Source organism: Shewanella sedimentimangrovi, from assembly GCF_017354965.1.
GTDB classification, from domain to species: Bacteria; Pseudomonadota; Gammaproteobacteria; order Enterobacterales; family Shewanellaceae; genus Shewanella; species Shewanella cyperi.
The window spans coordinates 275001-297439 of sequence record NZ_CP071502.1; the positions used below are offsets into that span (position 1 = coordinate 275001).

The following is a 22439-nucleotide window of genomic DNA, read 5'->3' on the forward strand; positions in this document are numbered from 1 at the left end:
CTCGCAAGAGGAAGTATACGGTGTGACGCCTGCCCGGTGCCGGAAGGTTAATTGATTGGGTTATCGCAAGAGAAGCTCATGATCGAAGCCCCGGTAAACGGCGGCCGTAACTATAACGGTCCTAAGGTAGCGAAATTCCTTGTCGGGTAAGTTCCGACCTGCACGAATGGCGTAATGATGGCCACGCTGTCTCCAGCCGAGACTCAGTGAAGTTGAAATTGCGGTGAAGATGCCGTATACCCGCGGCTAGACGGAAAGACCCCGTGAACCTTTACTATAGCTTGGCACTGAACATTGACCCTACATGTGTAGGATAGGTGGGAGACTTTGAAGCGGGAACGCCAGTTCTCGTGGAGTCGTCCTTGAAATACCACCCTTGTAGTGTTGATGTTCTAACCTGGGCCCCTAATCGGGGTTAGGGACAGTGCCTGGTGGGTAGTTTGACTGGGGCGGTCTCCTCCCAAAGAGTAACGGAGGAGCACGAAGGTTGGCTAAGTACGGTCGGACATCGTACGGTTAGTGCAATGGCATAAGCCAGCTTAACTGCGAGACAGACACGTCGAGCAGGTACGAAAGTAGGTCATAGTGATCCGGTGGTTCTGAATGGAAGGGCCATCGCTCAACGGATAAAAGGTACTCCGGGGATAACAGGCTGATACCGCCCAAGAGTTCATATCGACGGCGGTGTTTGGCACCTCGATGTCGGCTCATCACATCCTGGGGCTGAAGTCGGTCCCAAGGGTATGGCTGTTCGCCATTTAAAGTGGTACGCGAGCTGGGTTCAGAACGTCGTGAGACAGTTCGGTCCCTATCTGCCGTGGGCGTTGGATGATTGAGGGGAGTTGCTCCTAGTACGAGAGGACCGGAGTGAACGAACCGCTGGTGTTCGGGTTGTCATGCCAATGGCATTGCCCGGTAGCTACGTTCGGAATCGATAACCGCTGAAAGCATCTAAGCGGGAAGCGAGCCCCAAGATGAGTCATCCCTTGGACCTAGAGTCCACATAAGAGCCGTTCGAGACCAGGACGTTGATAGGTCAGGTGTGTAAGCGTTGTGAGGCGTTGAGCTAACTGATACTAATGACTCGAGAGGCTTAACCATACAACCCAGATGGGTTTTACGTTTTGCTTGAAGTACCCAAACTTGATTGAAGTCGAGACTCAAGGCTCGTAAGAGCAGCAGCTTTCCAAATTACCTGATTGGCTTCCTTTAGCCGGTCAGAACAAATTTGTCTGGTGACAATAGCATTGTGGTCCCACCTGATCCCATTCCGAACTCAGAAGTGAAACGCAATCGCGCCGATGGTAGTGTGGGGTCTCCCCATGTGAGAGTAGGTCATCGCCAGACGCCTAATTTGGGCCTAGCCCAAAGGAGCGGTAGTTCAGTTGGTTAGAATACCGGCCTGTCACGCCGGGGGTCGCGGGTTCGAGTCCCGTCCGCTCCGCCAACATTTCGATAAGCCCTAACAGTAATGTTAGGGCTTTTTCGTATCTGGACTTTATCTATTTCTATTGTCGCGACAGTCCCGTCCAACAGCATCCTTGCTTAACAGCCCAGTTCGGCAATATATATCCTTATACAAGAGCCAATTCGGCAATCCTTGCCTCTCGTTCGCAAGCTATGGCTTTCGCCAAGCTCACCATGCCTCTCGCTCATGAGCTCATCGCTGCGCGATATTTCACTCGCCAACATAAAGACGAAAGCCCCTGCATTCTTGTAAAAGAAGTGCAGAGGCTTTTTTCGTTATGGGACTAAAGAAAATCCACCCTGGTCTAAAGGCAAGCCATTAGCGACTCTTTCCGACCTCTTTATTTACGCGGGCCTTTAAGCCGAATAAATACAGAGTGTTGCCAACTTTACACTCCGGCAGTTAACTATCCTGTATCTGTCTTGCTATTGGGGCTTCCCTTACTTACCTTATAGCCAACTTGCAACCAAGGGATGTTGAGATGAAGCTTGAGATGATCTGCACCGGGGAAGAGGTGCTGTCGGGCCAGATTGTGGATACCAATGCGGCCTGGTTTGCCAATGTCATGATGGAACAGGGTATTGAGGTGCAGCGGCGGATCACCGTAGGTGACAGGCTTGAGGATCTGATAGCTGTGTTCCAGGAGCGCAGTTTGCATGCGGATGTGATTTTGGTAAATGGTGGTCTTGGACCCACCAGTGACGATTTATCCGCCGAAGCCATGGCCAAGGCCAAGGGTGAACCCCTGGTGGAAAACCTTGTCTGGCGCCAGCGCCTGGAAGACTGGTTTACCCGCAATGGCAGGGAAATGCCGCTGAGTAATCTCAAGCAAGCGTTGTTGCCGCAATCGGCGGTGATGGTGGACAACCCGGTTGGCACCGCCTGCGGATTCAGGGTCAAACTCAATCGCGCCTGGTTGTTCTTTACACCAGGTGTTCCTTTCGAGCTGAAGGAAATGGTGAAGGGCCAGTTTATTCCTTTCCTGCAGCAGGAGTTCGGTGCCGGTGCCAAGGTGGCGGTCAAAAAGCTGCTGACCATAGGCCACGGTGAATCCGCACTGGCGGACAAACTGGAGACCCTTGAGCTGCCGGAAGGGATTACCCTGGGCTATCGCTCCAGCATGCCCCACATAGAAATCAAGATATTTGCCCGAGGTGACAAGGCTATCGGCCTGTTGCCCAGAGTGACCAACCATGTGCGTCAGGTACTGGGTACGGCTGTGGTGGCGGAAGACAGGCAAAGTCTGGCGGAAGAAATTCATGCCAGACTCAACCAATCCGGTTTCAGCCTGGCGTTGGCAGAATCCTGCACCGGCGGATTGATTGCCAGCGATTTGGTGACCTTTCCCGGCAGTTCATCCTATCTGCACCATGGGCTGGTGACCTACAGCAACGAATCCAAGGTGAAGGTGCTTGGGGTGTCGCCCCAAACTTTGGATGATCACGGTGCCGTCTCCATCGCCACGGTGGAAGAAATGGCCGTGGGCGCCCGTCGTTTACTCGACAGCGACTTTGCCCTGGCCACCAGTGGTATCGCCGGGCCCGATGGCGGCTCGGAGGAAAAGCCCGTGGGCACAGTAGCTTTGGCATTGGCAACCCGGGGTGGGGTCTATAGCCAGATGATTAAATTACCGCGGCGCTCGCGGGATCTGGTACGCAGCCTGAGCGCGGCAGTGGCCCTGGATATGCTGCGTCGCGAACTGCTGGGTGAGGCCGTGATAGTGGATTACGGCTCCATAGGCAGGTACAGCAAGTAACAATATAAGTAGCAAGCAGCCATAAAAAAACGCAGCCTTGGGGCTGCGTTTTCTGCTTTTGGGGCAGTGACTTTCAGGACTGCTATTTGAATTCCAACACCAGCTTACCCGGTTGAACCCTGATGCGCCTGGTCATTTCAGCCATCAGCGCCTGCTGACTCTCTTTAACATCCAGTACATACACTGGCTCGCTTTCAAGATAGGTTCGCAAAAACAGCATCAGCTGAGGACTGATGCTTTGCAGAGCGCGGCCAAGTTCTTTGGGGCTGGATTCCACTTGCAGTAATTCCAGATCGCGCAAATACACGGCGTGGCGCTCACTGTCATACCAGGGCTTGGCCTCAAACTCGGCCGTAAGGCTGGCACGCAATGGCACGAACAGCGCCTTGAGCTCCAGCACCGAGGTGGCCTTCACCGCCATGGTGTCGGGTTTGTGGCCCAATCGAACCTCCACCTGATTGACCCTGATGTCAGCGCTGCGCAGGATCTTGTCCTTATGTATGTCCCGGCCCAAGCGACCGTCGAGGAAGGACTCAATCTGATTTTCGCTGATGCTGTATTGACTGACGCAGCCACCGAGCAAGCCGACCAGCAACAGTGGCAGCCAAAGCCTGTTCATCCCGTGTTCCTCATGCCCGCCGCAACCCCGGCGATGGTCAGCATCAGGGCCAGCTGCACAGGTGCCGATGGCGTTTCTTCCTTACGTGTCCGGGCCAGCAGCTCGGTTTGCAGGAAGTTCAACGGGTCTATGTAAGGATTGCGCAGCCGCACCGACTCCCGATTCCAGGGTGTGTGTGCCATCAGGCTGTCACTGCCGGTCAGTTCCAGCACGGCTTCAATGCCGAGCGCCAGGCGTTGGCGCAGCTTTTTACCCAGGCCGTGTAACTCGCTGGGTACCAGGCACTGTTCATAGTAGCTCGCCAGATTGGGCTCGGCCTTGCTGTACACCATCTCCAGCATGGAAATCCGGGTATTGAAGAAGGGCCAATCTCGCTCCATTTCTTTAAGTAACGGCATGTCGCCGCGATCTGCAGCCGCCTTGAGGGCCTCGCCGGCGCCGAGCCATGCCGGCAGCATCAAACGGTTCTGGGACCAGGCAAAGATCCAGGGAATGGCCCGCAGGCTTTCGATACCACCGTCGACCCGGCGCTTGGCCGGCCGGCTGCCCAGCGGCAGTTTGCCCAGTTCCACTTCCGGCGTGGCAGAGCGGAAATAGGGAACAAACTGAGGTTCTTCCCTGACTATGCCGCGGTAGGCAAGCACCGAGTCCTCGGCCAATCGTTGCATGCATTCACGCCAGGCCTGTTTGGGCTCCGGCGGTGGCAGTAGTGTGGCTTCAAGCACTGCCGAGGTATATAGCGCCAGGGATTGTACCGCCAGTTTGGGCAGGCCGAACTTAAAGCGGATCATCTCACCTTGTTCCGTCACCCGGATGCGGCCATCCACAGAGCCCGGGGGCTGTGACAGGATCGCCTGGTGAGCCGGACCGCCGCCGCGGCCTATGGTACCGCCGCGGCCATGGAACAGATTCAGTTTGACTCCCGCCTTGCGGCAGACCTTCACCAGTTGTTCCTGGGCGCAGTATTGGGCCCAGGCAGCGGCCATCACCCCGGCATCCTTGGCGGAATCCGAGTAACCGATCATGACTTCCTGCATGCCCTTGGTGTAACCACGATACCAGTCGATATCCAGCAACGCCTGGATGCAGCTCGCCGCTTGGTTGAGATCGTCCAGGGTTTCAAACAAAGGCACGACCCTGATGGGATAGCTGCAGCCGCTTTCTTTGAGCAGCAAGAGCACCGCCAGCACATCCGAGGGATGACTGGCCATGGAGATGACATAGGAGCCCAGGGCCTGCTGTGGCTGGGATGCCACCAGACGGCAGGTTTTCAGTACCTCGGCTACTTCATCCGATGGCTGCCAACTGACAGGGATCAGTGGTCGGCGATTGGCCAGTTCCCGCAGCAGGAAGGCTTGCTTTTCGTGTTCTTCCCAATGGGCATAGTCTCCCATGCCCAGATAACGGGTCAGCTCGGCGATGACATCGCAGTGACGGCCGGCATCCTGGCGTATGTCGAGCCTGAGCATATGAATGCCGAAACAGGCCAGGCGCCGCAATATATCCAGCAGCAGTCCGTTGGCAATCAGGCGCATACCACAATCGCACAGGCTGCGATATAGCAGCTGCAGTGGCTCACGGATGTCGGCGTCTTCCCAGATGATGCTGTCGCGGCTGACCTCGGGTTGATGCCCTTCAATACGGGCATTGAGATAGTCTATGGTGTTGCGCAGCTTCTGCCGCAGGCCCCTGAGCACGTCGCGATAGGGTTCGCGACTGTCGGGATTGAGGGCCATAAGTTCGGCATTGGCTTGCTCCATCGACAGCTCGTTGACCAGTTCGACTATGTCCTTGAGGTACAGGCGGGCGGCGGCATGGCGGTTTCTGTCCAGCACCTCGGCGGTGACTTTGGCGGTGACAAAGGGGTTGCCGTCGCGATCGCCCCCCATCCAGCTGGAAAAGCGTACCGGGGCTATGTCTGTGGCCAGCTGGACGCCGGTGCGTTCTTCGACCTTGTCGTTAAGCTGACGCAGAAAGTCGGGAATGGCCTGCCACAGGGAGGTTTCTATGGTGGACAGGCCCCAGCGGGCTTCGTCTACCGGCGTGGGGCGTTCGGCACGAATTTCATTGGTATGCCAGATTTGGGCGATCAGCTGCCTTAATCTGAGCATGACGCTCTTGTGCTCCTGCTCGGTCAGCAGAGGATTTTCCATTTCCTGCAGGCAATCGACCACGGCGGAGTATTTCTGGATCAGGGTGCGGCGGGAAATCTCCGTGGGATGGGCCGTCAGCACCAGATCTATGTCGAGGGTCTGCAGGGTCTCCAGCATGGCATCGGCATCCACCTTGCCGCCAAGAATGCGTCCCAGCAACTGCTCTACCGGATCGGGAACGCACACCAGCTCATCGCAGTTGCGGCTGATGGTATGAAATTGTTCGGCGATGTTGGCCAGGTTAAGGAATTGGTTGAAGGCCTTGGCGAAGGGGGCCAGCTCTTCGTCCGGAAGTGCGGTCAACAGGGCCAGCATTTGCTCGCGGGCACTCTCATCGCCGCGACGACTTTGCTTGGCCAGCTGGCGGATTTGTTCGACCTTGTCGAGGAAGGCTTCACCCAAATGTTCACGCATGGTGTCGCCGAGAATTTGTCCCATCATGCCGACATTGGCTCGCAGCGGGGCGTACACGTCAGCCAGATTTTCACTTACCTTCATCTTGTCTCCAGTCACAGTTCGGCTGCCTGGGCAGGCTTGGTCGTTAAAGCACAATAAACAGCCGTGGCCTCGTGGTCAACTGCCTGCGGTAAATTGGACTGACCAATTTTGGGATTCATGCCAAGGTGTTGTGGTTTATTGAATGCAGGCCCTATGAATTAATTTTTTCAATAATTCGACCGTAGGTTTGAGTTGATCCATTGCCAAATATTCATCCGGTTGATGTGCCTGCTCTATGCTGCCGGGGCCAAGCACCAGGGTTTGACAACCCAGACGCTGGATATAGGGGGCTTCGGTGGAGTAGTTCACCACCTGGGCCTCATTGCCTGACAGGGCCTCCACCAATTGGGTCCAGGGATTGTCACGGCTGCCGGCAAAGGATTCGGCGCCGGGGTACAAGGTAGTGATGCTGATGGCGCCGGGGTAACGCAAACTGATGTCCTGCAGGTAGTTGGCCACCATCAGCTCGAGATCAGCCAACGACAGCCCCGGCAAGGGGCGAATATCCAGATGCAGATCGCAGCAGCCGCAGATTCGGTTGGCGGCATCGCCACCGTGTATATGACCGAAATTCATGGTGGGGTAGGGCACGCTGAAGGCGTCCTCGTGGAAATTATCCGCCAGGTGCTGCTTGAGTTTCAGCAGTTGGCCTATCACCAGGTGCATGATCTCAATGGCGTTCAGACCGCGGACTGGATCCGAGGAGTGACCACTGCGGCCGGTGACCCGGATCCCCTGGGCCAGGTGGCCCTTGTGCATGTATACGGGGCGCAGATTGGTGGGCTCGCCTATCAGGGCATACTCGGGGCGGATACCGCTGTGCTCGGCGAAGGCCTTGGCGCCGCTCATGGTGGTTTCCTCATCGGCACTGGCAAACACATACAGGGGCCGCTTGAACTGGGCCGGGCTGAAGTCCTTGACCGCTTCCAGCACCAAAGCAAAAAAGCCCTTCATGTCGCAGCTGCCAAGGCCATACCAGCGATTGTCTTTCTCCGTCAGGGTGAAGGGGCTTTGGGTCCAGCGACCCTCATCGAAAGGCACTGTATCCGTGTGGCCCGCCAGCAGCAGGCCGCCTTGACCGCTGCCAATCTGGGCGAGCAAATTGTGCTTGTTGCGGGAGTCGCTGACCTCGCTGCTGTGGCATTGAAAACCCAGGTCGCTGAACCATTGGTGCAGCAAGGCAATAACTGCATGGTTACTCAGATCTTGCTCTGGGGTGAGTGCGCTGATTGAAGGTGCAGCAATCAGCTTAGAAAATCGGGCTTTAAGTTCAGGAATTTTGTTCATTCGCAGTCAACCGTAAAAATAAGTATTCACATATATTGCATAAATAAATGTTTATGCTAGTCTAGCAAACACTTGAATCAGGCACCATAGAGCAGGCCTCGGGAATGAGAGAAAATATGGTTGGTTTTCATCCTTCTTGCCACAGTGGCACGTCTTTTCCGTTAGTGCGACGATAGTCCCGTGCCAATGGTGGCCAGAGGCTGCCACTCACTATGGTTTTTAGACCATACTTCTAATTCCTGTTTTGCGACCTAGACCAGAGAGACAATGAAAAGTATCGCTATTATCGGCGCCAGTGGTTACACGGGTGCCCAAATTACCGCCCTTATCCATTCCGAAGCCCAACTGAGTATTCAGGGGCTGTATGTGTCTGAAGGCAGTGCCGACAAGGGCAAGCCCCTGGCGGAACTTTACCCGGTATACAGCCACATAGATTTGTGCCTGTCGCCCCTGACCGAAGAGGCCAAGCATCAGATAGTACAGGATGCCGATGCCGTAGTGCTGGCAACCGAGCATTCGGTCAGTCTGCATCTGGCGGCCTGGTTTTATGCCCAGGGCCTGGCGGTGTTTGACCTCAGTGGCGCCTATCGCTTTGCCGATACTGCCCAATATCCCAAGTGGTACGGTTTTGAACATGCCCATCCCCAGGTGCTGGCGGAAGCCGTCTATGGTCTGGCTGAGTGGAATGCCGAGGCCATAGCCAAGACCCGGATGATCGCCGTACCCGGTTGTTATCCCACGGCATCCCTGTGTGCTCTCAAGCCGCTCAAGCATCTGCTGACCGACGCCTGGCCGGTAATCAATGCCGTCAGTGGCGTGACAGGTGCCGGCCGCAAGGCTCAGCTGCACACCAGTTTTTGCGAGGTCAGCCTGACGCCCTATGGGGTGCTGGGCCACAGGCATCAGCCGGAAATTGCGTCCCAGCTGGGGCAGGAAGTCGTCTTTACCCCGCACCTTGGCAACTTCAAGCGCGGCATTCTGGCCACCATCACTGTGCAATTGAAACCCGGTACCCTTAGCCGCGACGTGGCCCAGGCTTACAGCGTGTATGACGACGCACCTTTGGTGACGGTGAAGCAGAACCAGTTCCCCAAGGTGGATGACGTGGTCCATACCCCCAACTGCCACATTGGTTGGAAGTTTGATGAGCTCAGTGGCTACCTGGTGGTATCCAGCGCCATAGACAACCTGATGAAAGGCGCCGCCAGTCAGGCGCTGCAATGCATAAAGATTCATTTTGGCCTGTGATCCTGCCCAGGCAGATCCCGGATGAGAGAGAAATACAGATGTCAGCAAACAATGTTTTGGTTTTGAAGGTGGGCGGCGCCCTGTTGCAGTGCGAGATGGGCATGGAGCGGCTGATGAATACCGCCAAGCAACTGCTTGAAAGTGGTCAGCAGGTGATTCTGGTCCACGGCGGTGGCTATCTGGTGGATGAGCAGCTCAAGGTCAATGGTATGGACACGGTCAAGCTCGATGGCCTGCGGGTCACTCCGGCCGAGCAGATGCCCATTATCGCGGGTGCCCTGGCGGGTACCTCGAACAAATTGCTGCAGGGTGCCGCCCGCAAGGCCGGTGTGCGCAGTGTCGGCATGAGCCTGTGTGACGGCAACCTGGTCAGCGCCGTTATCAAGGACGAGCGCCTGGGCATGGTGGGCGAAGTGAGCCCCCAGGATGCGGCACTGCTGCACTTTGCCATGTCCCAGGGCTGGCTGCCGATTATCAGTTCCATCGCTTTGTCAGACGAGGGCGAACTGCTTAACGTCAATGCCGATCAGGCCGCCAGTGTGCTGGCCAAGCTGGTGGGAGCCAAGTTGGTACTGCTGTCGGACGTGTCCGGGGTACTCGACGGCAAGGGCAAGCTAATTGAAAGCCTCGACAGCCAAAGTATCAGTGAGCTGGTGCAACAGGGAGTGATCGAGAAAGGCATGAAGGTCAAGGTCGAGGCCGCTCTGGAAGTGGCCCAATGGTTGGGACGGCCGGTGCAGGTGGCCTCCTGGCGTGATGCACAGCAGCTGGCCGCCCTGGTCAGGGGTGAGGCCATCGGAACTCAAATACAACCTTAGAAGTGAGAAGTGGAGTGTGTCTATGAAGCATTTTTTGTCGATAAAGGAACTCACGCAACAGCAGCTGCTGGATCTGCTGGCGCTGGCCCGTAAGATTAAGGCCAAGCCCCAGGAGTACAGCCAGGCGCTCAAGGGCAAGAGTGTGGTGATGTTGTTCGAAAAGCCCTCTCTGCGTACCCGCGTCAGTTTCGATATCGGGATCAATAAGCTTGGTGGACACTGCCTCTACCTCGACCAGCAGAACGGTGCCCTGGGCAAGCGCGAGTCGGTGCAGGACTTTGCCACCAATCTGTCCTGCTGGGCCGATGCCATAGTGGCGCGGACCTTTTCCCACGGCACCATAGAGCAGTTGGCCAAGTATGGCTCTGTGCCTGTGATCAATGCCCTGTCGGATCTCTACCATCCCTGTCAGGCGCTGGCGGACTTCCTCAGCCTGGCGGAGCAGCTGGATGATCTGTCCAAGCTTAAGCTGGTTTACATTGGCGATGGCAACAACGTCAGTCAGTCGCTGATGTACGGTGCCGCCCTGCTGGGGGCGCGCATGACTGTCATTTGCCCGGCCGGTCATTTTCCCGACGGCCATGAGGTTACCGAGGCTCAGCGCATTGCCAAACAACATGGCGGTGAGATAGTGCTGACCACGGATGTGAATGCGGTGCAGAGCCACGATGCCATCTACACTGATACCTGGATTTCCATGGGGGATAACACGGCGCTGACGGATATCCGCGCCAAGTTTGCCCCGTACCAGGTCAACGGCGCCCTGATGGCCCAGGCCGGCGCCAAGTATTTCATGCATTGCCTGCCGGCACACCGTGGTGTGGAAGTGACCGACGAGGTGATGGATGGCGAGGGTTCCTTGATCCTCGACCAGGCCGAGAATCGTATGCATGCTCAAAATGCAGTGTTGGTGACGCTGCTCGGATAATTTTAATTAAGTTCAGGATTTTCTTATGGCAATTGCAAACAACAACACAGGCGTTAAAAAGGTGGTGCTGGCTTATTCCGGCGGCCTGGATACCTCGGCCATCATTCCCTGGCTGAAAGAAAACTATGACAACTGCGAAATCGTCGCCTTCTGTGCCGATGTGGGCCAGGGTGAAGAAGAGCTGGTGGGCCTGACCGAGAAGGCCCTGGCCTCGGGCGCCAGCGAGTGCCACATAGTGGACCTCAAGGAAGAATTCGTTAAAGACTATATCTATCCCACCATAGCCACGGGTGCTATCTACGAAGGTACCTACCTGCTGGGTACCTCCATGGCGCGGCCCATTATTGCCAAGGCCCAGGTGGAAGTGGCCCGCAAAGTCGGTGCAGATGCCCTGTGCCATGGTTGTACCGGCAAGGGCAACGATCAGGTACGTTTCGAGGGTTGCTTCGCCGCCCTGGCGCCGGATCTCAAGGTGATTGCTCCCTGGCGTGAATGGGAGATGCAAAGCCGTGAAGATCTGCTGGCTTACCTGGCGGAGCGCAACATCAAGACTTCGGCCTCGACCACCAAGATCTACAGCCGTGATGCCAACGCCTGGCACATCTCCCACGAGGGTGGTGAGCTGGAAGATCCCTGGAACGAGCCAAGCAAGGGCGTTTGGACCCTGACCGCCGATCCGCTGGATGCGCCCAATGAGCCTGAGTACGTCAGCCTCAAGATAGCCAATGCCCGTATTACCGAAGTCAACGCTGAGGCCCTGAGCCCCTATCAGGCGCTGATGAAGCTTAATGCCATTGCCGCACCACACGGTGTCGGTCGCATCGATATTACCGAGAACCGTCTGGTGGGCATGAAGTCCCGCGGTTGCTATGAAACCCCCGGTGGCACCGTAATGTTTGCCGCGCTGCGTGCGGTCGAGGAGCTGGTGCTGGACAAGAGCAGCCGCGAGTGGCGTGAACAGATCGCCGCCCGCATGGCGCACCTGGTCTATGACGGTCGCTGGTTCACGCCTCTGTGTGACTCCCTGCTGGCGGCGTCCGAGTCGCTGGCCAAGGACGTCAACGGTGAAGTGGTGGTCAGGCTTTACAAGGGCCAGGCCGTGGCGGTGAAGAAGCGTTCTCCCAACAGCCTGTACTCGGAAGCCTTTGCCACCTTTGGTGAAGATTCGGTTTACGATCAAAAGCATGCCGAAGGCTTTATCCGCCTGTACTCGCTGGCGAGCCGCATTCGCGCTCTCGGCAGCAAGTAACAGTTCAGGGCCCTGCGGGGCCCTTTGATTCTCATCCGTGACCGGCGCCGGCTTGGCGCAAAGGAGTGACACATGGCCCTATGGGGTGGCAGATTTCAGGGGCCGAGCAGCGCCCTGTTTCAACTCTTCAATGATTCTTTGCCGGTGGACTATCGCCTGTTCCAGCAGGATGTGGAAGGTTCCATTGCCTGGGCCGATGCCATTGCCAGTGTCGGTATCCTGAGTGCCGATGAATGCCAACGACTCAAGCAGGCCCTGAACGAATTGCTGACCGAAGTGGGTGAGGATGGCAATGCCATTATTGCCAGTGGCGCCGAGGATATTCACAGCTTTGTTGAGCAGCGCCTCATTGCCAAGGTCGGGGATCTCGGCAAAAAGCTGCACACAGGTCGTTCCCGTAACGATCAGGTGGCCACGGATCTCAAGCTCTGGTGCAAGGCCACGGTTGCCGAATTGCAGCATAAGCTGCACGCCTTGGTTGGCGCTCTGCTGGCGCTGTGTGAGCGGGAGCTGGATGCGGTCATGCCAGGTTATACCCATCTGCAAAGAGCCCAGCCTGTGACCTTTGGTCATTGGTGCCTGGCCTATGTGGAAATGTTCGAGCGGGATTTGTCCCGGCTCAATGATGCCCTGAAACGCCTGGATACCTGCCCCTTGGGCTCGGGCGCTCTGGCCGGTACCGCCTATGCCATCGACAGGCAAAAGCTGGCTCTGTCCCTGGGGTTCAATGGCCCGACACTCAACAGTCTGGATGCTGTGTCCGACCGGGATCACGTGGTGGAACTGTGTTCCGCTGCGTCCCTGTCGATGCTGCACCTGTCGCGCATGGCCGAAGATCTGATCTTCTTCAACTCAGGCGAGGCCGCCTTTATCGAGTTGGCGGATAATGTCACCTCGGGCTCTTCCCTGATGCCACAGAAGAAAAACCCCGATGCACTGGAGCTGATCCGTGGCAAGACAGGACGTGTTTACGGCAACCTGATGGGCATTCTGACCACCATGAAAGCCTTGCCACTGGCCTATAACAAGGACATGCAGGAAGACAAGGAAGGCCTGTTTGATACTCTGGACTCCTGGGGCATTTGTCTCGACATGGCGGCGCTGGTGCTGGAGGGCCTTAAGGTCAACCGTGGCAATGCGCTGACGGCGGCCCAGCAGGGCTATGCCAACGCCACCGAATTGGCGGATTATCTGGTGGCCAAGGGCATGCCGTTCCGTGAGGCACACCATGTGGTGGGTGAGCTGGTGGTCAAGGCCATAGGCTTGGGCTTGCCGCTGGAGCAATTGCCGCTGGAGCTGTTACAGCAGAGCGCGTCCGTCATCCAGGATGACGTGTTTCCGCACCTGAGTATCGAAGCCTGCCTCGGCAAGCGTGATGTATTGGGCGGCACTGCCATCAACCGGGTGCAGGCGGCCCTCAAGGTCAAGCAAGGCGACTGAGCCGCTGCGGCGATAACAGTTCCGGAAAACAACCAAAGAAAAAGGCTCGCCAATGGCGAGCCTTTTCGCAGGCGTCAGATTAGATTTCCTCTTCCCACACCACCTTGGCACCACGGACCCCGTTCACCTTGGCGCTGAAACGCGCTTCCAGCACATGACGTTTGATCTTCAGTGTTGGAGTCAGCACATCGTTTTCTATGGTCCAGGGATCCGTCACCACCACCACGGCATCCACGGTTTCATGGGATTCCAGATTGGGGTTGATGGCATCCAGGGTTGCCTTGATGGACACCCGCACTTCTTCCCTTGGCTGCAACTTGGCACCCTCGGACAATTGCACCAGGGCTATGGGGTGTGGCAGGCCGGAACCTATGACGCAGATAAGTTCTATATGGGGATCCTGGGCCAGCTTGCGCTCAATGGGCACCGGAGCCACATACTTACCTTTCGAGGTTTTGAAGTTGTCCTTCACCCGGCCCGTAATGCTGATACAGCCATCTTCATCTATGGTGCACAGGTCACCGGTATGGAAGAAACCATCGCCATCGAAGGCGGCCTCTGTGGCCTCGGGTTGCAGGTAGTAACCGCTCATCAGTCCCGGACTCTTCACCAGCAGTTCGCCATCCTCGCCGCGGCGCACATCGCAGCCGACTATGGGCTTGCCAACCGTGCCTATCTTTTTGGCATCGAAGGGATAATTGATGATCGAATAGGCACTGTTTTCCGTCATGCCCCAGGCCTCACATATGTCCAGACCTATGCTGTGATACCACTGGATAAGCGATGCCGGTATGGGCGCCGAGCCCGAGCCCAGCAAACGGCATTGGTCGAGGCCCAGTCCCTTGTGGATCTTGCGCTTAACCAGATAACCGATGAGGGGGATCTTCAGCAGCAACTGCAGCTTGTTGTAGCCAATCTTGTCGATAATGTTCTTCTGGAACAGGGTCCATAAACGGGGTACCGAGAAAAATACCGTGGGGCGCATGCGCTGCACATCGGCGACAAAGGTGTCCAGGTTCTCGACAAAGGCGACCGGACTGCCGGAGTAGAAAGAAGAGCCCTCAATCGCCACCCGCTCAGTGATGTGTGCCAGCGGCAGGTAAGACAAGAGACGGTCTTCGCCACTGGTCTTGAGATCGCGCACCACGGCGCTGCAGGTCCAGGCATAACTGCCAAAGGTCTGGATGGCGCCCTTGGGTTTACCCGTTGACCCTGAGGTGTAGATCAGGGTCATGGTGTCATCCAGCTTCGGCAGGGGGGCTTCCTGCAGGGGTTGGCCCATGGTCAGCAGCTGTTGCCAGCCATACTGGGTCGGCATGGTGTCGTAGGGCATGGCCAGACGCAAAATGCTGCCGCCGAGACCGGCTTCCTGCTCGGCCCAGTGATCCAGCTTGCCTATGATGATGGCCTTGGCACCACTGTGCTCCAGTACATAACGAATGGTATCGGCATTGGCAGTGGGGTAGATGGGCACGCTGATGTAACCGCCGTACATCAAGGCCAGATCGCTGATAAACCACTCGGCGCAGTTCTTTGACAGCACGGCAATCTTGTCACCCGGCACCAGACCAAGATGACGCAAACCTCCGGCCAATTGCTGCATTTGCTGCTGCACCTGACGCCAGCTGAAATCCCGGTATTGACCGTTAATGGGTTGGCGTAAGTAGACTTCGTCGCCCCGGGTCTCCACCCAATGGGTCAACATTTCTATCGGGGTCTTGTTTTGGGTTTCCATCGGTTTATCCATCCACGATTATTGTTATTTTGCGTGCTGCTTCAAACGCACGTTTAAGTTCCAGTATGTCGACTTTAACTGCAGTGGGCAAACAGTTTAATTCTGCAGAGATATCTTCATTACTGCACAGGACATTATTCATTGAAGCCTTATGGATAACTTTGGTTTTACATGATAATGCAAATTCAATAACATTGCGGCGAGAAATGCGGTAGTACATTTATCGGCGACAAAAAAGTAAAGCTGGTGGTATTGCTAGCCCAAGGACAGGTATCGGGAAGATACCGTGCTGCAAGAGCAATTCTTGCGACCCAGGAGATTATTGTCTTGATAATCCTAAGTTATAAAAAGACCATCATTGCTTCTTTGATTGCCGCATCCCTGTCTGCCTGTGGTGGTGGCAATGATAAGACTACACCAACACCGGTTAACCAGGCTCCCACGATTTCTGTAACCGATGGCAGCATCCTGGAAGGCGCAACCATTAACCTGAGTGCCGTTGCCAGCGACAGCGATGGCAGCATCAGTAGTTATAGCTGGAGTCAAAAATCGGGTACCAGCGTGACCCTGAGTGGCGCAAATACCGCTTCCATCAGCTTTACCGCCCCTGCTGTGACCGAAGATGAGACCCTGGTGTTCACCGTCACAGTGACGGATGACAAGGGCGCTACCGCCGCCAAAGATGTGACAGTGACAGTGACCGCCAAAATGCTGGAACTGACCATGCAAGGCAAGATCACCGATGGTCCAATTGCCAATGCCAAGGTGGTTGTCGTGGTGGGTGATCAGGCCTTTGCCGCCACGGCCAATGCTCAAGGGGACTACTCGATAGACATCAGTGTCGATGATGCTTATGAAGACGATTTGCTGCTGCTGATTGCCACAGGCCCCGAAGCAGAAAGCAAAACCAAACTTATTTCTCTTCCCGGCAGCCTGGGAGACATGATGGCTGCCGCCGGCAGTGATGCCGTACTGACCAAAGATGAAGCCTTTGGGGTCAATGTGACCAACGTCACCACCGCTTCCTATGCGTTGCTGCGGGCTGCCAATCAGGGACAGGAAATTGACTCCAAGGCAAGCTTAGAAGCGGCCCTGAAGAATTATGACTCTACCGAAGTGTTGAGCATTGCGACCGCACTCAAACTGGCTATCGACTATTCCGCTGAGCATACCGAATTGGCCCTCCCCGAGGGGATTAACGACACGGCACAGTTGGTAGAACAACTCGAATCGGTACGGGATTACCTGCTGCAGACACAACAGGCACTGCCCGATTTATACCAACAGGCCATGAATGAAGTGATTGCCGATCCCGAGCTGGTGGCCAGGACGAGCGATGTTTCGGTCGCGGGAAGTTACTATTTCCACAAGGTCGGTGGCGTCCTGGGTGGCGATCGCCTGGTGCTTAACCAAGATGGCAGCGGTTACATGTACCGCCTGAAAAGCTCCTGTTCTCTCACCTGGGAACAGACGGAGGAGGGGGTGGTTCTGACCTATACTGGGCAAGGATTGTTGAATTATCAGACTTCAGAATGGATGACTGTCAACGGCTTGGGCAGGTTGGTGTTTTTCAATGACATGATCTCCAAATCCCTGGTTAACTGGTTGTCCTTATCTGATTCTGCCGCCCAACTCATTATCAAGGACACGCATTACTACCATTTCCCCAATGGCGAATTTGGCGACGTGCAAACCGGTGATACGGCCTTTGTGGCGAATCAAGCCACCAGGGGCGGTGGTGTTGTCAATGCTCAATCCTTGATGACCACCGATGTGGCCTACTCAGCAAATGTGCCGGAGGCCTACGCCGATGTGGCAGATGCAGAGCCATCAGAAGACACTTGGACTCGAGCTACAGTCGGTCTGACCTTGAGCAGTAATAGCTCGGCGATTCTCAGTCTTTCTAGCATGCACCTGGATGGGACTGTGGCCACGCAGCAACTGGCTGCCAGTTACAGCTATGGCGATGATGGCCATCTGAAGATAGCGGCACAGGATGGCGGTAAAAGTCTGTCTCTGGACTATGCCATGCTGGCATCGACCACGCCAATGACAACCAATGTCCTGATGCAGGATGGTGGGAACTCCGTAAGTAGCGGTTACATCTTCAGGAAGGATATGCAGCGCTGGACGGCTGACATGGTGCCGGGTATCTATGATCTTGGCTGGAATATGAGCTATCCCCTGGACTATTTATGGTTGGAGCTCAATGCCGATGGCTCTGCATTGACAGTGTTTACCGCCGATTTCAGTGAAGATGGTCAGTTGCAGGAAGGCGAGTATTACTTGATGCCGAGCCGTTGGCAGCTTAATGAAGACGGTACTTTGAGTGTTCGTCGCTACAGGCACAATAGAGATCTTACCGGTAATACGGCTTACTGCCTGCCGCAGGCTTGGGATACTGACTGGGGTGATGATTGCCAGCTCTATAACGACAGGGTGTGGGATCTGTATCAAGTCGATGCGAATCGTCACTTTGTTCGTCAGACGTCGAAGTACTTTGATGACTTCCGCGGCAGTGCATATCTGCCTGAGGACTATCAACAATTCGCGCACATTATGTACCAGGGATACTTGGAAAACCGAATCTGGACCAAGGTAAGCGAAAGGCCGCTCACGCTGCCGCCAGCGGTCATGGCCAGGCAAGGACTTACCGCTGCTCAATTGGCTCCTGCAGCAGCGTCTTTGGTCAAGAGCGCTGTGGGTCCCTGGAGTACTGAGGAGTTGGCGCGACGAGAAGCCACTAGCGAGGCGATACTCGAACGCCGCCATTGATTTATATCGAAAAAAGCCCGCTATGCCGGCTTTTTTATTGTCACCAATATCCACCTCCCATACAGGTGGATTTTTACTCTTGTGCAGCAGCACGCATCTTGTCCCACCAGTCGGCGGGGGCCTCTATCTGGCCATTGTCATCGATGCGCGGGTAAGGCAGTTCCTTGCGACGGCAAGCCTTGGCGTAGATGGGGTGCCCCTGTTCGAACAGCAGCTTCTGGCAATAGGCGTCATCCAGCTTGCGCTCGCCATACATGCCGGCCAGCTTGCGCTGGCGTTCGGCCTCAAACAGGATCAGTGCGGCGGCCACCGAAACATTGAGGGATTGCACCATACCTATCATAGGAATGATCACCTGATGATCGGCGTGGGCTATGGCCTCGGCACTGACGCCGTTTTTCTCATGCCCCAGTATGATGGCGGTGGGACGAGTGTAATCCAGTTCGCGAAAATCCACCGCTTCTGGCGCGAAGTTGGTGGCCACCACCTGCATGCCACGGGCCTTGAAGCCGGCGATGGCCGAGCTTACATCCGGATGCTTGACCGTTTTGACCCACTGCTGGCTGCCTGAGGCGGTATTGCCCGACACCTTCATATCCGGCTCGGGCCAGATGGCGTGGATTTCATGGACGCCCACGGCATCGGCGCTGCGCAGCACGGCAGCGATATTGTTGGTCTTGTGCACCTGATCGAGGCACAGGGTGAGGTCCACCTGGCGATTGTCCAGCATGGCATTGATGCGGGCGAAACGTTCTGGGCTCATAGCTAAAAATCTGTTCTGACTTACAAAAACAAAAGGGCGCCGAAGCGCCCTGCAAACAACCGGAACTTAAAGTTCCATCACTCCGTCCATCTCAACCTGGGCACCCTTGGGCAGCTCTTTCACGCCGATGGCGGCGCGGGCCGGATAGGGTTGCTGGAAGTAGCGGCCCATGATCTCGTTCACCTTGGCGAAGTGGGACAGATCGGTGAGGAAGATGTTGAGCTTGGCTATATCGGCCAGGGAACCGCCGGCGGCTTCGCACACGGCCTTCAGGTTGTCGAACACCTGCACCACCTGGGCTTCGAAATCCTCACCCACCAGGGTCATGGTGGCCGGTACCAGGGGAATTTGGCCGGACAGGTAGACGGTGGCGCCTACTTTTACAGCCTGGGAATAGGTTCCAATCGCAGCCGGCGCCTTGTCGGTGGCGATGATAATTTTTTCAGCCATAGCACTCTCTCTCTGGTTGTTGATCTTGTTGATGTTCTTGTGGAGCGTTATCTGTTTCTTGAGGTTCTGAGCACCTCGGGCAGTACCCTGATGCGCCGCATCACGTTGGCCAGATGGATACGATCCCGTACCGAAATCCGCAGGTTGATCAGATACACCCGACCGTCGCGCTCTTCGGTGCTGAGGTTGTGAATGTTCGAACCTTCGCCGGCAATGATCGAGGTGATCTTGGCCAGGGCGCCCTGGTGGTTAACTATCTCCACCCTCAGGTTGGCCTGGTATTCAACGCCGTCGACCTTGTCCCACTGTACCGGAATGTACTTGTCGGGCTCACCCTGGTAACCGCGGATATTGGCACAGTTTTCCATGTGCACCACCAAGCCCTTACCTGGGCTCACGTGGGCTATGATGGCATCACCGGGGATGGGGCGACAGCACTTGGCAAAGGACACCAGCATGCCTTCGGCACCGCGGATAGGCATCAGATGGGTCTCACCACCGGCGCTGCTGTCGATGTTATCGCCCAGCAGGCGTTGGGCTATGACTATGCTCATGGCGTTGCCAAGGCCTATATCGGCCAGCAGGCTGTCGAGACTGGTGTGCTTGGTGTCGCGAATGACCTTGTCAATCTGCTCCAGCGCTATGGTTTCAAGGCGGGTCTCGCCCAGCGCATGGTTGAGCAGGCGTTTGCCGAGGGCAATGGCGTCATCCTGTTTGAGGCTCTTGAGCACCTGACGGATCTTGGCGCGGGCCTTGCCCGTGACCACAAAGTTAAGCCAGGCGGCGTTGGGTCTGGCCCCCTTGGCGGTAATGATTTCCACCGTTTGGCCCGAGATCAGCGGCTGGCTGAGCGGATAGGCTTGGCGGTTGACCCGGGCACCGACGCAGGTGTTGCCCACGTCCGTATGCACTTCGTAGGCGAAGTCCACCGCCGTGGCACCCACAGGCAGTTCGAGGATGCGACCCTCGGGGGTAAAGACGTAAATCTCTTCCGGGAACAGCTCGGTTTTAACGTTCTCGACAAATTCAAAGGAAGAACTGGCACTCTGCTGCAGCTCCAACAGGCTTTGCATCCACTTGCGGGCACGCACCTGGGTGGTGGTGCCACCGCCGTCACTGCCACCCTTGTACATCCAGTGGGCCGCCACACCCTTGTCGGCCATCTGATCCATGTCCTCGGTGCGGATCTGGATTTCCACGGGGACGCCGTGGGGGCCGAACAGCGAGGTGTGCAAGGATTGGTAACCGTTGGCCTTGGGAATGGCGATATAGTCCTTGAAACGGCCGGGGCGCGGCTTGTACAGGCCGTGCATGGCACCCAGTACCCGGTAACAGGTATCTATGTTGTCGACTATGACCCGGAAGGCATAGATGTCCATCACTTCCTGGAATTGCAATTCCTTGCTCTGCATCTTGTTGTAGATGGAGTAGAGATTCTTTTCCCGGCCCTTGACCTTGCCGGGGATCCCCGCATCTTCAAGGCGGGCGGCAATGGCGGATTCTATGTTCTGGATCAGTTCCTTGCGGTTGCCACGGGCGGATTTGACCACCTCTTTGAGCACCCGGTAGCGCATGGGGTAATAGGCGTGGAAACCCAGATCCTCCAACTCGGTCTTGATATTGTGGATACCGAGACGGTTGGCTATGGGGGCGTAGATTTCCAGTGTTTCCCGGGCGATGCGGCGGCGTTTGTCTGGCCGCAGCGCGCCGAGGGTGCGCATATTGTGGGTGCGGTCGGCCAGCTTGATGAGGATCACCCGGATATCCTGGGTCATGGCCATCATCATCTTGCGGAAGTTCTCCGCCTGGGCCTCTTTTTTGTCGCGGAACTTGAGCTTGTCGAGCTTGGAGACACCTTCCACCAACTCGGCCACCGAGGGGCCAAACAGCTCGGCCAGATCGTCCTTGGTGACGTGGGTGTCTTCTATGGTGTCGTGCAGCAGGGCGGCCATCAGGGTTTCGTGATCCAGACGCATGTCCGCCAGGATCCGGGCCACCGCCACGGGATGGGTGATATAGGGTTCGCCACTGGTGCGCATCTGCCCTTCGTGGGCATCGCGCGCTACCTGATATGCCTGTTTGAGTAAAGCCATCTGCCCGCTATCCAAGTAGGCGGAAGCAGATTCTTTAAGACCTTCAAACAGATACAAGTGGCGCGTCTCCCTATATTGTCATTCCTTAGAATGTACGGCCTTCGGCGATGGCGGCAACCGCAGCGATTTCGGCTGCTTCGCGCTCACGCACGCTCTGACGCTCGTCGGCATCCAGAGTGGTGGAATTAACCAGACCGCTTTCGATTTCACGCAGGGCGATAACCGTTGGCTTGTCGTTTTGCTCTTCAACCATGGGGTCTTTACCCTGCACGGCGATCTGACGGGCACGACGCGCCGCAACCAGGATCATGTCAAAACGGTTGCCGATTTGCTTGACGGCATCTTCTACTGTTACGCGAGCCATGTGATGGAACTCCAGTTATCGAGAGGGAAAAAATGACGCAAAATTGTACACGAAGGCAATTACTCTGCCAACAGATCGTTAAGCATATCACTGTGGGTGCGGGCTTGACCAGCACAGCTTAGCCGGGCGGCGCGAATGATCGCCCGCAGATCCGCCAGGGCGGAATCAAAGTCATCGTTGACTATCACATAGTCATATTCGTTGTAGTGGGACATCTCGGACACGGCCTTGGCCATACGGCTGGCAATGACCTCGGCGCTGTCCTGACCACGGCCGGTGAGGCGCCGCTCCAGTTCGGTCTTGGATGGCGGCAGAATAAAGACGCCTATGGCCTCCGGCATCAGTTTGCGTACCTGCTGAGCGCCCTGCCAATCGATATCGAGGAACACATCAATGCCCCTGGCCAGGGTGTCTTCCACCGCATGACGGGAGGTGCCGTAATAATTGCCGAACACCTCGGCCCATTCGAAGAAGGCCCCTTCGGCGATCAGACCCTTGAACTGGTCAACGCTGACAAAGTGATAATGCTGTCCGTTGGTTTCGCCTGGGCGCGGCGCGCGGGTGGTATGTGACACAGACACCTGCATATCCGCCGGCTTGTCCTGCAGCAAGGCCGCGATTAAGGAGGATTTTCCGGCGCCGCTGGGGGCCGATACGATAAACAGGTTTCCACGAGCACTCATGCTGATGCCATCCAATCGGGTTGGCCCCGTGCGCCTTGGCTTAGGGGCGAAAATCAAAGAGCTGGCCATTATATCTGCCGTGGGGCATAAAACGCCAGCGGGGCAGGGCTGA

16 protein-coding genes, 1 tRNA gene and 2 rRNA genes (1 of these 19 only partly in view) are annotated in these 22439 nt (G+C 56.4%); 10 read left to right on the forward strand and 9 right to left on the reverse strand.

Going from position 1 to position 22439, the window contains the following annotated elements:
- From JYB85_RS01270 to JYB85_RS01285, 4 genes are all read left to right on the forward strand, one after another.
- Window positions 1-1101: ribosomal RNA gene (locus JYB85_RS01270) — 23S ribosomal RNA — on the forward strand; it begins 1792 nt to the left of the window's first position.
- A gap of 130 nt (window positions 1102-1231) precedes the next feature.
- Window positions 1232-1347: ribosomal RNA gene (gene rrf, locus JYB85_RS01275) — 5S ribosomal RNA — on the forward strand.
- Between the two features lie 23 nt (window positions 1348-1370).
- Window positions 1371-1447 (forward strand) — tRNA-Asp (locus tag JYB85_RS01280).
- A gap of 502 nt (window positions 1448-1949) precedes the next feature.
- Window positions 1950-3224 (forward strand): CinA family nicotinamide mononucleotide deamidase-related protein, encoded by a 1275-nt coding sequence (locus tag JYB85_RS01285; RefSeq protein ID WP_207380716.1) that lies wholly within the window; start codon window positions 1950-1952, stop codon window positions 3222-3224.
- Between the two features lie 82 nt (window positions 3225-3306).
- Here the strand turns inward: JYB85_RS01285 and JYB85_RS01290 are convergent, their stop codons facing one another.
- The 3 genes from JYB85_RS01290 to argE all read right to left on the reverse strand — a co-directional run bounded on the left by JYB85_RS01290 (window position 3307) and on the right by argE (window position 7781).
- Window positions 3307-3843: a DUF1439 domain-containing protein gene (locus JYB85_RS01290; RefSeq protein WP_207380717.1), complete on the reverse strand. Its 537-nt coding sequence runs from the start codon at window positions 3841-3843 to the stop codon at window positions 3307-3309.
- The gene (ppc, locus tag JYB85_RS01295) at window positions 3840-6476 is read right to left on the reverse strand and encodes a phosphoenolpyruvate carboxylase (RefSeq protein WP_207381943.1); all 2637 of its coding nucleotides are present in this window, start codon (window positions 6474-6476) and stop codon (window positions 3840-3842) included. Before ppc ends, JYB85_RS01290 begins: the two co-directional genes overlap by 4 nt.
- A 153-nt stretch (window positions 6477-6629) precedes the next feature.
- Window positions 6630-7781, reverse strand: coding sequence for an acetylornithine deacetylase (gene argE, locus JYB85_RS01300; RefSeq protein WP_207380718.1), 1152 nt, complete (start codon window positions 7779-7781; stop codon window positions 6630-6632).
- 267 nt (window positions 7782-8048) lie between these two features.
- Between argE and argC the strand changes: the two genes are divergently transcribed.
- The 5 genes from argC (at window position 8049) to argH (ending at window position 13464) form a co-directional block, all read left to right on the forward strand.
- Complete coding sequence (gene argC / locus JYB85_RS01305; RefSeq protein ID WP_207380719.1) at window positions 8049-9029, forward strand: N-acetyl-gamma-glutamyl-phosphate reductase; 981 nt, start codon at window positions 8049-8051, stop codon at window positions 9027-9029.
- A gap of 38 nt (window positions 9030-9067) precedes the next feature.
- Entirely contained in the window at window positions 9068-9847 is a 780-nt protein-coding gene (argB, locus tag JYB85_RS01310) for an acetylglutamate kinase (RefSeq protein WP_207380720.1), read from the forward strand.
- Between the two features lie 22 nt (window positions 9848-9869).
- Entirely contained in the window at window positions 9870-10775 is a 906-nt protein-coding gene (locus tag JYB85_RS01315) for an ornithine carbamoyltransferase (protein WP_207380721.1), read from the forward strand.
- 25 nt (window positions 10776-10800) lie between these two features.
- Window positions 10801-12024 carry an argininosuccinate synthase gene (locus tag JYB85_RS01320; protein WP_207380722.1) on the forward strand — a complete coding sequence of 408 codons (1224 nt, stop codon included), beginning with the start codon at window positions 10801-10803 and terminating at the stop codon, window positions 12022-12024.
- 72 nt (window positions 12025-12096) lie between these two features.
- On the forward strand, window positions 12097-13464 hold the full coding sequence (gene argH, locus JYB85_RS01325) for an argininosuccinate lyase (protein WP_207380723.1): 1368 nt from the start codon (window positions 12097-12099) through the stop codon (window positions 13462-13464).
- A gap of 79 nt (window positions 13465-13543) precedes the next feature.
- Here the strand turns inward: argH and JYB85_RS01330 are convergent, their stop codons facing one another.
- The gene (locus JYB85_RS01330) at window positions 13544-15199 is read right to left on the reverse strand and encodes an AMP-binding protein (RefSeq protein WP_207380724.1); all 1656 of its coding nucleotides are present in this window, start codon (window positions 15197-15199) and stop codon (window positions 13544-13546) included.
- Window positions 15200-15526: 327 nt separating this feature from the next.
- Between JYB85_RS01330 and JYB85_RS01335 the strand changes: the two genes are divergently transcribed.
- On the forward strand, window positions 15527-17974 hold the full coding sequence (locus tag JYB85_RS01335) for a PKD domain-containing protein (protein ID WP_207380725.1): 2448 nt from the start codon (window positions 15527-15529) through the stop codon (window positions 17972-17974).
- Window positions 17975-18047: 73 nt separating this feature from the next.
- Here the strand turns inward: JYB85_RS01335 and trmH are convergent, their stop codons facing one another.
- The 5 genes from trmH to gmk all read right to left on the reverse strand — a co-directional run bounded on the left by trmH (window position 18048) and on the right by gmk (window position 22327).
- Window positions 18048-18737 carry a tRNA (guanosine(18)-2'-O)-methyltransferase TrmH gene (gene trmH, locus JYB85_RS01340; protein WP_207380726.1) on the reverse strand — a complete coding sequence of 230 codons (690 nt, stop codon included), beginning with the start codon at window positions 18735-18737 and terminating at the stop codon, window positions 18048-18050.
- Window positions 18738-18803: 66 nt separating this feature from the next.
- Window positions 18804-19187, reverse strand: a complete 384-nt coding sequence (locus JYB85_RS01345) for a RidA family protein (protein ID WP_207321665.1) — start codon at window positions 19185-19187, stop codon at window positions 18804-18806.
- Between the two features lie 47 nt (window positions 19188-19234).
- Window positions 19235-21337: a bifunctional GTP diphosphokinase/guanosine-3',5'-bis pyrophosphate 3'-pyrophosphohydrolase gene (gene spoT / locus JYB85_RS01350; RefSeq protein ID WP_207380727.1), complete on the reverse strand. Its 2103-nt coding sequence runs from the start codon at window positions 21335-21337 to the stop codon at window positions 19235-19237.
- A gap of 28 nt (window positions 21338-21365) precedes the next feature.
- The gene (rpoZ, locus tag JYB85_RS01355) at window positions 21366-21644 is read right to left on the reverse strand and encodes a DNA-directed RNA polymerase subunit omega (RefSeq protein ID WP_207321667.1); all 279 of its coding nucleotides are present in this window, start codon (window positions 21642-21644) and stop codon (window positions 21366-21368) included.
- A gap of 59 nt (window positions 21645-21703) precedes the next feature.
- On the reverse strand, window positions 21704-22327 hold the full coding sequence (gene gmk / locus JYB85_RS01360) for a guanylate kinase (RefSeq protein WP_207325201.1): 624 nt from the start codon (window positions 22325-22327) through the stop codon (window positions 21704-21706).
- Window positions 22328-22439 lie beyond the last annotated feature (112 nt).

Bases quoted from the DNA above. Each gene is read 5' to 3' on its own strand.
- JYB85_RS01315 (WP_207380721.1), top strand. From the start codon at position 9,870: ATGAAGCATTTTTTGTCGATAAAGGAACTCACGCAACAGCAGCTGCTG.
- argB (WP_207380720.1), top strand. From the start codon at position 9,068: ATGTCAGCAAACAATGTTTTGGTTTTGAAGGTGGGCGGCGCCCTGTTG.
- JYB85_RS01290 (WP_207380717.1), bottom strand. From the start codon at position 3,843: ATGAACAGGCTTTGGCTGCCACTGTTGCTGGTCGGCTTGCTCGGTGGC.
- trmH (WP_207380726.1), bottom strand. From the start codon at position 18,737: ATGAGCCCAGAACGTTTCGCCCGCATCAATGCCATGCTGGACAATCGC.
- JYB85_RS01330 (WP_207380724.1), bottom strand. From the start codon at position 15,199: ATGGAAACCCAAAACAAGACCCCGATAGAAATGTTGACCCATTGGGTG.
- JYB85_RS01345 (WP_207321665.1), bottom strand. From the start codon at position 19,187: ATGGCTGAAAAAATTATCATCGCCACCGACAAGGCGCCGGCTGCGATT.
- gmk (WP_207325201.1), bottom strand. From the start codon at position 22,327: ATGAGTGCTCGTGGAAACCTGTTTATCGTATCGGCCCCCAGCGGCGCC.
- JYB85_RS01285 (WP_207380716.1), top strand. From the start codon at position 1,950: ATGAAGCTTGAGATGATCTGCACCGGGGAAGAGGTGCTGTCGGGCCAG.
- rpoZ (WP_207321667.1), bottom strand. From the start codon at position 21,644: ATGGCTCGCGTAACAGTAGAAGATGCCGTCAAGCAAATCGGCAACCGT.
- JYB85_RS01320 (WP_207380722.1), top strand. From the start codon at position 10,801: ATGGCAATTGCAAACAACAACACAGGCGTTAAAAAGGTGGTGCTGGCT.
- argH (WP_207380723.1), top strand. From the start codon at position 12,097: ATGGCCCTATGGGGTGGCAGATTTCAGGGGCCGAGCAGCGCCCTGTTT.
- argC (WP_207380719.1), top strand. From the start codon at position 8,049: ATGAAAAGTATCGCTATTATCGGCGCCAGTGGTTACACGGGTGCCCAA.
- argE (WP_207380718.1), bottom strand. From the start codon at position 7,781: ATGAACAAAATTCCTGAACTTAAAGCCCGATTTTCTAAGCTGATTGCT.